This window comes from Micromonospora sp. CNZ280 (genome assembly GCF_011759515.1).
Map to the genome: position 1 here is coordinate 3,043,745 of NZ_JAAOYP010000001.1, position 12,318 is coordinate 3,056,062.

General features: G+C 74.9%; 11 protein-coding genes. 6 read left to right on the forward strand and 5 right to left on the reverse strand.

From position 1 onward, the window contains the following. The first annotated feature begins 1 nt into the window (after window position 1). Entirely contained in the window at window positions 2–1,030 is a 1,029-nt protein-coding gene (locus FHX32_RS14610) for a stage II sporulation protein M (RefSeq protein WP_208418091.1), read from the forward strand. Window positions 1,031–1,077: 47 nt separating this feature from the next. Here FHX32_RS14610 and FHX32_RS14615 read toward each other — a convergent pair whose 3' ends face one another. Genes FHX32_RS14615 through FHX32_RS14635 form a run of 5 tightly spaced genes read right to left on the reverse strand, consistent with a single transcriptional unit; the run spans window position 1,078 to window position 6,242 of the window. Further along, window positions 1,078–2,388, reverse strand: coding sequence for a DUF58 domain-containing protein (locus FHX32_RS14615; RefSeq protein ID WP_167181894.1), 1,311 nt, complete (start codon window positions 2,386–2,388; stop codon window positions 1,078–1,080). After that, window positions 2,385–3,314 carry an AAA family ATPase gene (locus FHX32_RS14620; protein ID WP_208418793.1) on the reverse strand — a complete coding sequence of 310 codons (930 nt, stop codon included), beginning with the start codon at window positions 3,312–3,314 and terminating at the stop codon, window positions 2,385–2,387. The genes FHX32_RS14615 and FHX32_RS14620 overlap by 4 nt, the downstream gene beginning before the upstream one ends. A gap of 59 nt (window positions 3,315–3,373) precedes the next feature. Continuing rightward, complete coding sequence (locus FHX32_RS14625; RefSeq protein WP_167181898.1) at window positions 3,374–4,828, reverse strand: DUF4350 domain-containing protein; 1,455 nt, start codon at window positions 4,826–4,828, stop codon at window positions 3,374–3,376. Beyond that, complete coding sequence (locus tag FHX32_RS14630) at window positions 4,825–5,352, reverse strand: DUF4129 domain-containing protein (protein WP_486481058.1); 528 nt, start codon at window positions 5,350–5,352, stop codon at window positions 4,825–4,827. The genes FHX32_RS14625 and FHX32_RS14630 overlap by 4 nt, the downstream gene beginning before the upstream one ends. A gap of 47 nt (window positions 5,353–5,399) precedes the next feature. After that, complete coding sequence (locus tag FHX32_RS14635; protein WP_167181902.1) at window positions 5,400–6,242, reverse strand: hypothetical protein; 843 nt, start codon at window positions 6,240–6,242, stop codon at window positions 5,400–5,402. A 202-nt stretch (window positions 6,243–6,444) separates the two neighbouring features. Here FHX32_RS14635 and mtrA point away from each other — a divergent pair, with 202 nt between their 5' ends. The 5 genes from mtrA to hpf all read left to right on the forward strand — a co-directional run bounded on the left by mtrA (window position 6,445) and on the right by hpf (window position 12,307). Continuing rightward, window positions 6,445–7,134, forward strand: coding sequence for an MtrAB system response regulator MtrA (mtrA, locus tag FHX32_RS14640; RefSeq protein WP_088995875.1), 690 nt, complete (start codon window positions 6,445–6,447; stop codon window positions 7,132–7,134). 12 nt (window positions 7,135–7,146) lie between these two features. Next, on the forward strand, window positions 7,147–8,913 hold the full coding sequence (gene mtrB, locus FHX32_RS14645) for an MtrAB system histidine kinase MtrB (RefSeq protein WP_167181905.1): 1,767 nt from the start codon (window positions 7,147–7,149) through the stop codon (window positions 8,911–8,913). After that, a complete protein-coding gene (locus tag FHX32_RS14650; protein ID WP_167181907.1) occupies window positions 8,910–10,715 on the forward strand; it encodes an LpqB family beta-propeller domain-containing protein in 1,806 nt (601 codons plus the stop codon). The genes mtrB and FHX32_RS14650 overlap by 4 nt, the downstream gene beginning before the upstream one ends. A 5-nt stretch (window positions 10,716–10,720) precedes the next feature. After that, the gene (locus tag FHX32_RS14655) at window positions 10,721–11,425 is read left to right on the forward strand and encodes a ComF family protein (protein ID WP_167181909.1); all 705 of its coding nucleotides are present in this window, start codon (window positions 10,721–10,723) and stop codon (window positions 11,423–11,425) included. A 246-nt stretch (window positions 11,426–11,671) separates the two neighbouring features. Beyond that, a complete protein-coding gene (hpf, locus tag FHX32_RS14660; RefSeq protein ID WP_167181911.1) occupies window positions 11,672–12,307 on the forward strand; it encodes a ribosome hibernation-promoting factor, HPF/YfiA family in 636 nt (211 codons plus the stop codon). Window positions 12,308–12,318 lie beyond the last annotated feature (11 nt).

Genomic DNA, 12,318 nt, shown 5'->3' on the forward strand with positions numbered 1-12,318 from the left:
TATGATCCGCGAACGGGGGTGGGCGGTGGATCTCGACGCGTACGTCGCGGAGCACGGCGGGGAGTGGCGTCGGCTCGAGGTGCTGACCAACCGGCGACGGTTGGACGCCGCCGAGATCGACGAGTTGGTGGTGCTCTACCAGCGGGCCGCTACCCAGCTCTCGGTGCTGCGCAGCCGCTCGCCCGACCCGGCGCTGGTCGGCCAGCTCTCCCAGGTGGTGCTCCGGGCCCGGGCCCGGCTCACCGGGAGACCCCGGCCGTCCTGGGCGGCGGTGGGCCGTTTCCTGCTGGCCGGCTTCCCCGGCGCGGTCTACCGGGCCTGGCCGTGGTGGTGCGGCGTGGCCACCGGGTTCACCCTGCTCAGCTTCTTCCTGATCTGGTTCGTGGCGGGAAACCCGGACACCGCGGCGGCGTTCATCGGCGAGGAAGCGGCCGCCGAACTGGTCGACTCCGGCTTCGCCGACTACTACACCGAGTACTCCGCGCCGACGTTCGCGGTCCAGCTCTGGACGCACAACGCCTGGGTGGCCGCCCGCTGCCTGGCCGCCGGGGTGCTGATCGTCCCGGTGCTCTACCTGCTGTGGCAGAACGCGTTGAACATCGGCGTCACCGGTGGGGTGATGGTCTCCTACGGCCGGGGCGACGTCTTCTTCGGCCTGATCACTCCGCACGGGCTGCTGGAGCTGACCGGGGTCTTCGTGGCCGCCGGCGTCGGCCTGCGGACCGGCTGGGCATGGATCTCGCCACCGGCCGGGCTGACCCGGGGACAGGCGGTCGCCCGGGCGGGACGCCAGGCCATCCTGGTCGCCGTCGGCCTGGTCGGGCTCTTCGCCGTCTCCGCCGTGATCGAGGCGTTCATCACCCCCGCACCGGTGCCGATCCCCCTCCGCGTCGCCGCCGGCGCCGCCATCTGGCTGGCCTTCCTCGCCTACGTCCTCACCCTCGGCCCCCGCGCCACCAGCACCGAACCCACCGTCGATCCCGTTGATCATGAAGTTGTTGACGCGACACGCCGGGCCGGCGAGCAATAAACTTCATGATCAACCGGCCGCACCGCGAGCCGGGGCGGGGCGGTGGGTCAGAGTTGGGCTTGGGATTTGAGGCGGAGGTAGGTGTCGGCGAGGGTGGGGGCGAGGCGGCCGGCGGGGGCGTCGACGACCAGGACGCCGTGCCGGGCCAGCGCGGCGCGGATCCGGCCCCGCTCGGCCAGCGCCCGCCAGCCGGCCGCCGCCGCGTAGGCGTCCCGGGGCTGGGCCGGTACGGCCGTGGTGAGCGCGGTCAGCACCGGGTCGTGGGTCGCCGCGATCAGCACCCGGTGTCGGGCGGCCAGCCGGGGCAGCACCGGCAGCAGACCCGCGCTCAGCGCACCCGCCTCCAGCGCGGTGAAAAGCACCACCAGGCTGCGCTGCCGCTGCCGTCGTAGCAGCTCGCCGGCGATCAGGTCGAAGTCCGTCTCCACCAGCGTCGGCTGCAACGGGGCCAGCGCGTGCACCAGCCGGGGCAGCAGGGCCGGCCGGCCGGTCCCGGTCACCGTGGCCCGTACGGCGGTGTCGGCGGCGAGCAGGTCGACCCGGTCACCGGCACGCGCGGCGAGGGCGGTGAGCAGCAGCGCCGCGTCGATCGCGGTGTCCAGCCGGGGCTCGTCGCCGACCCGGACCGCCGAGGTGCGGCCGGTGTCCAGCACGCAGACCAGCCGCCGGTCCCGCTCCGGCCGCCAGGTGCGCACCAGCACGTCGGCCCGGCGGGCGCTGGCCCGCCAGTCGATCGAGCGCACGTCGTCGCCGACCACGTACTCGCGCAGGGTGTCGAACTCGGTGCCCTGGCCGCGTCCCCGGGTGACCTGGGTGCCGTCGATCACCCGGAGCCGGGACAGCTTCTCCGGCAGGTGCCGGCGGGAGTCGAAGCGGGGCAGCACGCGCAGCGTCCACGGGGGCGTCGCCGGGCGCTCCGAGCGCTGGCGGAACCCCAGCCCCAACGGGCCGAGGGAGCGGACGGTCAGCGCCACCGCCGGCCGGTCACCGCGACGGGTGGGGGTGAGCCGGCTGGGCAGCGCGGCGGACCGGCCGGGCTCCACCCGTACCGGCCGCGTCGGCGGGACGCCCGGGCGGGCGCCGGCCGACGGCACCCAGGCGTCGCGGACCTGGGCGCGCAGCGTACGGCCGGAGGTGTTGCCCAGGTGCAGCACGACGGTGGCGGTGCCGCCGAGCCGGACCGCGCGGTCCCCGTCCCGGGTGGCGGTCACCGCGCTCGGCGGCACCGCCAGCGCCCGGTCCAGCACGACCAGGAGCAGCACCGCGCCGGTCATCACCAGCACCCCGGCGAGCGGCGACGGCCAGGCCGGCAGGGTCAGCGCACCGGCCGCCAGCAGGAGCGCCGCCCGCCAGGTCATCGCGGGGTCGGCACGGTGGCCAGCACCGTGTCCAGCACCGCGTCCACGTTCACGCCCTCCAGTTCGACCTCCGGCCGCAGCCGCAGCCGGTGCCGCAGGGTCGGCCGGGCGACCGCCTTGACGTCGTCCGGCACGACGTGGTCCCGGCCGGCCAGCCAGGCCCACGCCTTGGCGGTGCTGAGCAGGGCGGTCGCGCCCCGGGGGGAGGCGCCCAGCTCCAGCGCCGGGGTGGCCCGGGTGGCCCGGCACAGGTCGACCAGGTAACCGAGGAGCGGCTCGGCCACGTGCACCCGGCCCACCGCGGCCCGCGCCGCGGCCAGGTCGGCCGCCCCGGCCACCGGTCGTACGCCGGCGGCGGACAGGTCGCGGGGGTCGAAGCCGGCGTGGTGCGCGCGCAGCACGCCCAGCTCCTCCTCCCGGCTCGGCAGCGGCACGGTGAGCTTGAGCAGGAACCGGTCCAGCTGCGCCTCCGGCAGCGGATAGGTGCCCTCGTACTCGATCGGGTTCTGGGTGGCGGCGACGATGAACGGCTCGGGCAGCGGCCGCCGGTCGCCCTCCACCGAGACCTGCCGCTCCTCCATCACCTCCAGCAGCGCCGACTGGGTCTTCGGCGGCGTCCGGTTGATCTCGTCGGCGAGCAGCAGGTTGGTGAAGACCGGCCCCTCCCGGAAGGTGAACGCGGCGGTGTGCGGGTCGAAGATCAGCGACCCGGTGACGTCGCCGGGCATCAGGTCGGGGGTGAACTGCACCCGCTTCGAGGTCAGGTCCAGTGCGGTGGCCACGGTGCGGATGAGCAGCGTCTTGGCCACCCCGGGCACCCCCTCCAGCAGCACGTGCCCGCGGCAGAGCAGGGCGATCACCAGGCCGGTGACGACCGCGTCCTGCCCGACGACCGCCTTGGCCACCTCGGCGCGCAGCCGGTGCAGGGCCGCTCGGGCGTCGTCCGGGTCGGCGAGCTGCGACTCGGCGGTTCCGGCGGGTCGGGTCACCGCGGTTCTCCTTCGGTTCGGTTCGGCAGCGGCACGTCGGGGGAGGCCGGCGGTGCCACCGTACGGGTCACCCCGTCCAGCGCGCGCGCCAGCTCCAGCAGGTCGTGGTCGGTCTCCGGCTCACCGCCGTACAGCAGCTCCTCGGTCGCGGCCGGATCGGCGCCGGTGCGGGCGGCGACCGCGCCGGCGACCCGGTCCGGTGCCGCGTCCGCCGGCAGGTTGAGCCAGGGAAGCAGCCGGGTCAGGGCGGCCTCCCGCAGGGTCCGGGCGGCCGCCTCGCGCGCCCCGGCGCGTTGGTATAGCCGGGCCCGGCCGAGGACCGTCTCGGCGGAGCGGACGGTCACCGGCAGCGGCTCCGCCGCCGGCGGGCCGAGCCGGCGGGCCCGCCAGAGCGCCAGGAACAGCACCGCCAGCGCGAGCTGGGCCAGCAACGCCCAGAACCAGGGCGGGAACGCGGCCCAGAGCGGGTTCGGCGGATCGTCGGGGGCGGCGGCGTCACGGTCGCCGTCACCGGAGCCGGACTGGTCGCCCCCGCCCGGGCCGCCGGGCTGACCGGGTGCTCCGGGGCCGCCCCGGCCGTCGCCGGTGCCTGTGCCGTCGCCGCTGCCGTCACCGGTCCCGGTGCCCGGACCGTCCTCGGTGGCCGGCGTCCGGGACGGGCGGCCGGTGCCGGTGGCCGGCGGCGGCTCCGCCTCGGCCAGGTCGAGCCAGACCACCCGGCCGGTGACCCCGAGCAGGCCGGTGGCGAAGGCGAGGTTGTCCCACTCGCCGATCCGGTCGTTGCGGAACGGGTCGCTGGCGCCGACCGCCACCTGCTCGGCCGCCCCGGGCACCCGGGCCAACGCGCCGGCGAAGCAGAACTGGACCTGGTTCGGGCGGTAGCCGCCGGCGGTGTAGCGCTGCAGGCCGACGGCCGCCGTGCCGACCCCGGCCAGCTCGGGCAGCTGGCAGGGCAACCCGTTCGCCGCCGGGCCGAGCGCCCGCGCCGCCCAGCGACGCTCGCCGGGCAGCAGCGGCAGCCCGGCGGAGACCAGCACCGGGCGGGCCGGGTCGACCAGGACAAGCCGGGTCCGGGCGGGAAGCCGGTCCAGGTTGCGGACGGTCTCCCGGCGCAGCAGCGCCGGCGCGGGGACGAAGAGCGTGGCCGGCGCGGACCGGACGGCCGCTAGCGCCGCCGGGGTGGTGGTCTCCCGCTGCACGGTGACCCCACGCTCGCGCAGCGCGGCGGCGAGCCGGCTGCCCCCGTGGTCGCCGGTCGCCACCGGGGAGAGGAAGCCGGCTTCCGGATCGGGCTGGTCGACGGCGTGCGTGACCAGCGTGGTGGTGAGCAGCAGCGCGGCCAGCCCGAGCGGAATCATGACCCGGTGCCACCGCCGACGCCGCCCGCCGCGCCGCCTGGCGCTCGTCGTGGCCCCGGTCCGCGCGCCGGCGGTCGTCGTGGTCGTGGTCACCGCCGGTCCTCCCGCTCGGCCGGGTCGGCCAGCGCCCGGTGCAGGTCGCCGGCGTGCTCCCGCATCCGGCGGTCGTGCTCGGCGGTGGCGGGGCGGTCGGCGTACCAGAGTTCGGAGAAGATCGCACCGGCCGCGCGCAGCGGCGGGCCGGCCGGCGGGTGGTGGTCGCTCGCCGCGGCGATCACCTCGGCGACGGTCATCCCGGCGCGCATCCGCACCATCCGGCGGGTAACCAGCTCGCGGAGCATCCCCCGCAACCGTTCGCGGACCGCCTCGGCGTAGCGGCCCTCGGCGGCCAGCCGGTCGGCCAGCGACAGGTGGACGGCGGCCGGTGGCTCGTCGGCCGGCTCCCGGGCGGCCGGCACGGCCGGCGCGGCGGTCGCCGGGCGCGGGCCGTCCCGGCGTGCCTTCCGGCGCCGCAGCCGGGGCAGCCGGCGGGGCACCCAGGCCGGGTAGCTGTACCAGCCGGCGGCGACCAGCGCCGCCACGAGCACCAGCAGCAGCGCGGCCAACGGCAGCGGCACGCGGTCACCGAGGGACGCCGTGGTCTCGGTCCACCACCGGCTGAAGCTCATCGCAGGGCCGCCAGCAGCGCGGCGTCCGGCGTGCCGGCCGGCGCGCGGGCCAGCAGGATGTCCAGCCCCTCCGTGCGGATCCGGGTCTCCAGGTGGACCACCGCGTCCAGGCAGGCGATGGCCGGGTACGCGACGCTGTTCACGCCCGCCCAGATGAGCAGGGAGACCGGGATCTGCCACGTCTCGGGCAAAAGGTCGAGCCCGTCGAGCCCGTAGTAGACGCCCACCCCGAGGCCGACCCGGACCAGCCACCAGGCGAGGTAGCCGAGCAACCGGACGGCGCCGGCGCGGCCCCCGGCGCGGACCGCGAGCGTGGCCGAGCGCAGCGGGGCGCGCAGCGGGTGGACCCGGTCCACGACCAGCGCCGGGGTCACCGCGCCGAGCAGGGCGAAGCCGATGATCCAGGTGGGCCCGAGCAGGGCGGCGGTGGTCATCACCGCCCCCACCACCGGCACCAGCAGCAGGGTCGACCCCCAGCGCGCCCCGGCGGGGCGGAGCAGTTCCCGGGCGCTGGCCCGGCGGCCGAGCAGCGCCGCCCCGGCGGCCCGCGCGGCCGGGTTGCCGAGCACCATGATGATCATCGCCTCGGTCGCCGCGCCGATGACCAGCAGCAGCCAGTACCAGCCGAACCGGCCGTACTCCGCGAACCAGACCGGCTGGTCGGTGCCGGCCGCCAGGCGTACCGGCAGGAGCAGTAGCTGCTCGCCGGCGGCCAGCGCCGCGGCGAGCGGGACCAGCACCCGGGCGTGGTCGCGCAGCAGCAGGACCGCCGAGTCGAGCAGCTCACCGACGGTGAGCGGGCGACGCGGGAGCACGGCGGTCGGGCCGGCGTCGGGCACGCGTACTCCTGACGGGGACGAACGGTGGTGGCGCGCGAGGGCGCCCGCGGGGATCATGGTGTCACGCGCGGTCCGCCGAGGTGGACCCGCACGCCGGGCGGTGTCGTCCGGGGGCCGGTTGCTGGGCGACGGCGTCCCGCGGCAGTACCGTGCCGGGTGACGTGGATCCCACCGAACTGAACGGGGATGGAAAATTAATCCCATGAGAGCCCGGGTACTGGTGGTCGACGACGACCCAGCGCTCGCCGAGATGCTCGGCATCGTCCTGCGCAGCGAGGGGTTCCTGCCCTCGTTCGTGGCCGACGGGGAGCGGGCCTTGGCCGCCTTCCGCGACAATCGGCCCGACATCGTGCTGCTCGACCTGATGTTGCCCGGTATGAGTGGTATCGACGTGGCGCGGTCGATCCGTGCCGAGTCGGGCGTTCCGATCGTCATGCTGACCGCCAAGAGCGACACCGTCGACGTGGTCCTCGGCCTGGAGTCCGGCGCCGACGACTACGTGGTCAAGCCGTTCAAGCCCAAGGAACTCGTCGCCCGGATGCGCGCCCGGCTGCGCCGCGGCGAGGACGCCGCCCCGGAGATGCTCACCATCGGGCCGCCGGGCAACCAGATCACCATCGACGTACCGGCACACACGGTGAGCCGCAACGGCGAGGAGGTGAAGCTCACCCCGCTGGAGTTCGACCTGCTGGTCGCGCTGGCCCGCAAGCCGCGCCAGGTGTTCACCCGCGAGGTGCTGCTGGAGCAGGTCTGGGGCTACCGGCACGCGGCGGACACCCGGCTGGTCAACGTGCACGTGCAGCGGCTGCGCGCCAAGATCGAGCCGGATCCCGAGCGGCCGGAAATCATCCTCACGGTTCGCGGCGTGGGCTACAAGGCAGGGACCGGATAGCCTGGTCCTACTGTGGTCACCTCCCCGGTCCAGGACTCCCCGTCAGCAACTCCCCGCCGCCGTGGCGCCGCGTGGGAGCTGTGGCGTGGGCTCGCCGCCCGGGGCGCCCGGCTGCTCGCCGGGCTGCACCAGACCTGGCGGCGCTCCCTGCAGCTGCGGGTGGTGACCATCACCCTGGTGGCGTCCAGCCTGCTGGTGGGCGGCTTCGCGTACGTGATCGCCAACAAGATCACCGACATCCTGCTGGAGAACGCGGTCACCGACGCGCGGCTGCGGCTGACCAGCGGGGCGGACTACACCGCCAAGCAGGTCGCGCTGTTCAGCCAGCCGCAGGAGGCCCAGCTCCAGGACACCATCGAGGGCACCGTCAACTACCTGGCCGGCGGTGACCCGCAGCAGACCAGTGGCGTGGTGGTGGCGATCACCGCCGACGACCACCCCGGCATCCTGCAGACCCGCAGCTCGCCCGCGATAGACGTCCGGCCGCTGATCAGCCCGGAGCTGCGGGCCGCGGTCGCCGACGGCAACGTGGCCAAGCAGATCCGCACCGGCACGCTCACCGGCGAGCGCACCAAGTACCTGGTGTACGGCTCGCCGGTGCCGACCGACTTCGGCCAGATCGAGATCTACTACTTCGTACCGCTGGCCCGGCAGGACGCCGCCGCCGCCGACGCCCGGACCACCGTGGCGGCCACCGGCGTCGCTCTGGTGCTGCTGCTCGGGCTGCTGGCCGCGCTGGTGACCCGGCTGGTGGTGACCCCGGTCCGGGTGGCCGCCCGGACCGCGCAGCGGCTCTCCGCCGGGCTGCTCGACCAGCGGATGGCGGTCAACGGCGAGGACGACCTGGCGCTGCTCGCCGCCTCCTTCAACCAGATGGCCACCAACCTGCAACGGCAGATCCTCCGGCTGGAGGAGATGTCCCGGCTGCAGCGCCGCTTCACCTCGGACGTGTCGCACGAGCTGCGGACGCCGCTGACCACGGTCCGGATGGCGGCAGACCTGATCTTCGCCGAGCGGGACGAGTTCGACCCGGCGGTCGCTCGCAGCGCCGAACTGCTCCAGGCCGAACTGGACCGGTTCGAGGAACTGCTCACCGACCTGCTGGAGATCAGCCGCTTCGACGCCGGCTTCGCCATGCTCGACGCCGAGCCGACCGACCTGGTGCCGGTGGTGCACCGGGTGGCCGACCGACTGGCCGGGCTGGCCGAGCGGGTCGGGGTGGCGATCGAGCTGGACGTGCCGGCCGCCCCGGTGATCGCCGAGGTGGATCCGCGCCGGGTCGAGCGGGTGCTGCGCAACCTGGTCGGCAACGCCGTCGAGCACGGCGAGGGCAGACCGGTGGTGATCACCCTGGGCGCGGACGAGACCGCGGTGGCGATCACCGTCCGCGACCGCGGCGTCGGGCTCAAACCGGGCGAGGAGAAGCTGGTCTTCAACCGGTTCTGGCGGGCCGACCCGTCCCGGGCACGGCAGACCGGCGGTACCGGGCTGGGGCTGTCGATCAGCCTGGAGGACGCCCGGCTGCACGGCGGCTGGCTGGAGGCGTGGGGGGCGCCGGGGCAGGGCGCCCAGTTCCGGCTCACCCTGCCGGCCCGCGCCGGCGACCGGCTCACCACCTCCCCGCTGCGCCTGGTGCCGGCCGACGCGGCCCTGCCGTTCGGCGGGCCGCGCGACGGCGGGCTGCTGGCCGTCGGCCCGGGCACCGGGGACGCGTTGACGATCGCGCCGGCGCCCGCCGCTGACGGGACGGCCGGAGAGCGGGCGGAGGCACGGTCGTGAGACGTCCCCTGCTGACCGGCGTCGCCGGCGTCGCACTGCTCGCCCTCGGGTTGACCGGGTGCGGCATCCCGGCCAGCACCGACGTCGAGGTGGAGCGCCGGGTCTCCACGGCCGAGGCCGGGTCCGTCAGCGGCGGCAGTGTGCAGCCGCCGAACCGGGCCGCCGCCGGGAGCAACGCCCAGACGTTCGTGAACAACTTCCTGGCCGCCGCGGCGGGCGAGCCGGACCGCGCGTACGAGCGGGTCAAGGAGTTCATCGACCCACGGCACCACCACCGCCTCCAGGAGAGGCAGGGCAGCGAGGTCGCCCTCACCGTGGTGCGGCTGATCGACGATCCGGTGATCACGCCCGACGTCGACAGCACGAAGGTCACCATCAACGTCCAGCAGGTCGGCGTCCTGCGGGCGAACGGCACCCTGGTGCCCCCGGTGGCCACCGAGCGGCGCTACGAGTTCAAGCTGGTCAGTGCGGCCCTCCCCGGGCAGGGCGATGTCGAGCAGGCCGGCCTGTACGTGCAGGACCCGCCGAACGTGCTGCTGCTCAGCGACGTGGCGTTGGCGCAGTACTACAAGGAGTCCTCGGTCTACTTCTGGAGTTCGGACCGCGCCCGACTGGTGCCCGACCTGCGCTACCTGCCCGAGGCGGTGCCGGAGGAACGGCAGGTGACCGAGGTGGTCCGGTGGCTGATCGGCGGCCCGTCCGACTGGCTGCGCACGGCGGTGGTCCCGCTGCCGGACCGCACCGAGCTGATCAACAACGCCACCGGGAACGCCGACCGGTGGGAGGTCAACCTGGCCATGCCCGCCAACGACGAGGAGCGGCTGGACCAGTTCGCCACCCAGCTCGCCTGGTCGCTGCCGGACCTCGACGGCCAGCTGGAGCTGAAGGTGCAGAACCAGTCCCGCCGGGTGGTCGACCTGAACGGTCAGCGGCGGGCCAACCAGGTCTACCACCTCGCGCAGAACCCGCAGCGGTTCTGCGTGTACGACGGCGCGGTGCACCCGCTCGCCGTGGTGGGAGATCCCGGGACGGTGCCGGTGGCCGACGAGGACAACCGCAACGTGGTGTCGGCCAACTTCGACCGGATCGGTGACCGGACGCTGGCCGCGCTGGTGGTCACCGGAGCGGACAAGCGGCAGCGGCTGGCCGTCGGCAGCGGCACGGCCCCGCTGACCGGCTTGCGCAAGGGGCCCGCGCACGACGCGATGGGCCGGCCGGTCTGGCTGCGTACCCTCGACCCGCTGAAGCCGCGCGGGCTGGTGGTGGCCGACGGCAGCCTGCACGTCTTCGACCTCGACCGGGAGGTGCGGATGAGCCGGGTGCAGCTCAACGGCGTGACCGGTGCGGTCACCGCCGTGGCGGCGTCGCTGGACGGCCAGCGGATCGCCCTCATCGTCGGCGGTGGGCTCTACGTGGCCGCCGTCGACCTGGACGACGACAGCGTCACGGTCGGGCCGGCGCGGAGGGTGTTCACCTCGCTGACCGCGCTCTCGGCGGTCGACTGGGCCGGTGAGGACCGGCTGGTGGTGGGCGGTTCGGCCGGCCGACCGGCGGTCTACGACGTCAGCGTCGACGGCGCCCGGCAGACCCCGCTGCAGGAGAAGCTGGGCGCCAAGGTGACCCACCTGGCGGCGTACCCGGTCAACCCGGTGGCACCGCAGCCCAGCGCGGTGATGTACGAGGCCAACGGCGTGTCCTACAGCGGGTCGTCGCGGATCCAGCCGGATCAGGTGCTCAACGTCAGCCCGGAGCCGACCGGGGACCGGTCCGGCAACCCGACCGCGCCCTTCTTCCTCTACTGATCCCGGTGCGGGACGTCGGCGCGCTCTGGGCGGACCTCGCCGACCTGGTGCTGCCCGCCGACTGCGCGGGCTGCCGGGAACACCGGCCCGGCCTGCGGCACGGGGTGTGCCCGGAGTGCGCCGGGCTGTTGCAGGCACTGCGCCCCCGCCCGGCGCGGCCCACGCCCGCCCCGCCGGGCCTGCCGCCCTGCGTCGCCCTCGGCCCGTACGCCGGGCCGCTGCGGGAGACGCTGCTGGCGTACAAGGAGCACGGCCGGCACGGGCTGGCCCGGCCGCTGGGCGGGCTGCTCGCCGAGGTGGTGGCGACCGCGCTCGGCGGGGCGCGCCCGGTGACGCTGGTGCCGGTGCCGGACACCGCGGCCGCCGCCCGGGCCCGCTACGGCGACCACCTCGGCCGGCTGGCCCGGCACTGCGCGCACCGGCTGCGGCGGGCCGGCTGGCCGGTGCGGGTCTCCCGCCCGCTGCGCGCCCTGCCCCGCCCGGACTCGGTGACGCTGGACAGCGCGGGCCGGGCGGCGGCGGCCGAATCGGTGTTCCGGCTGCGCGGCCGGGCGGTACCGGCACCGCCGGGCACCGCCGTGGTGGTGCTGGACGACATCGTCACCACCGGCGCCACGATCGCCGCGGTGAGCCGGGCGCTGGCCGCGTCCGGCCGGTCACCCACCGTCGCGGCGGTGCTCGCGGCGACCGAGAAACGGCAACAGTCGTAACCCTCCGTGTTTCCGTTTCACCCGATGGTGTACGAGCTGTGAAAATTCCTGAGCCGTCTCGGCAACCAGGGGTGACTGTGCCCTGAACAGGAGTTAGCGTTCTGCTGTCAGGGGTAGGAGGTCTTCCCACCCGCTCCTGGCGGTGAAAGGAGGCGTAGCCGTATCGACCGGTCGACGCCGAGTGGGGCCTCCCCGGGGCGTGCGGCCGGATGCCGGATCGAACGACCATCCGAGCAAGGAGGTCACGTGGACATCGTGGTCAAGGGCCGGAACGTCGAAGTTCCCGACCATTACCGGGTGCACGTCGCGGAGAAACTCGCGAAGATCGAACGCTACGATCACAAACTCATTCGGGTCGATGTGGAGCTGTTCCACGAGCGCAACCCGCGCCAGGCGGACCACTGCCAGCGAGTGGAGATAACCTGCGTCTCGCGTGGCCCGGTGATCCGGGCCGAGGCCTGCACGAACGACTTCTACAGCGCGCTCGACGCGGCGATCGCCAAGCTCGACACCCGGCTGCGCCGGGCGGCCGACCGCCGTCGCGTCCACCGGGGCCGGCACGCGCCGCTCTCCGTGGCCGCCGCCACCGCCGGCCTGCCCGTGGCGGACCTCGACGCGCCGCCGGTGAACGGCGCCAGCGCGGCCACCGCCACCGCGGTCGCGGAACGGGTCGACGCCGAGGACGAGTACGACGACCAGCCCTGGCACATCGCGCGGGAGAAGGTGCACCCCGCCGAGCCGATGACCGTCGACGACGCCCTGTTCCAGATGGAACTCGTCGGCCACGACTTCTACCTGTTCCAGGACAAGGAGTCCGGCCGGCCGAGCGTCGTCTACCGCCGGCACGCCTACGACTACGGGATCATCTCGCTGGCCATCTGAGCGGCCAGCGC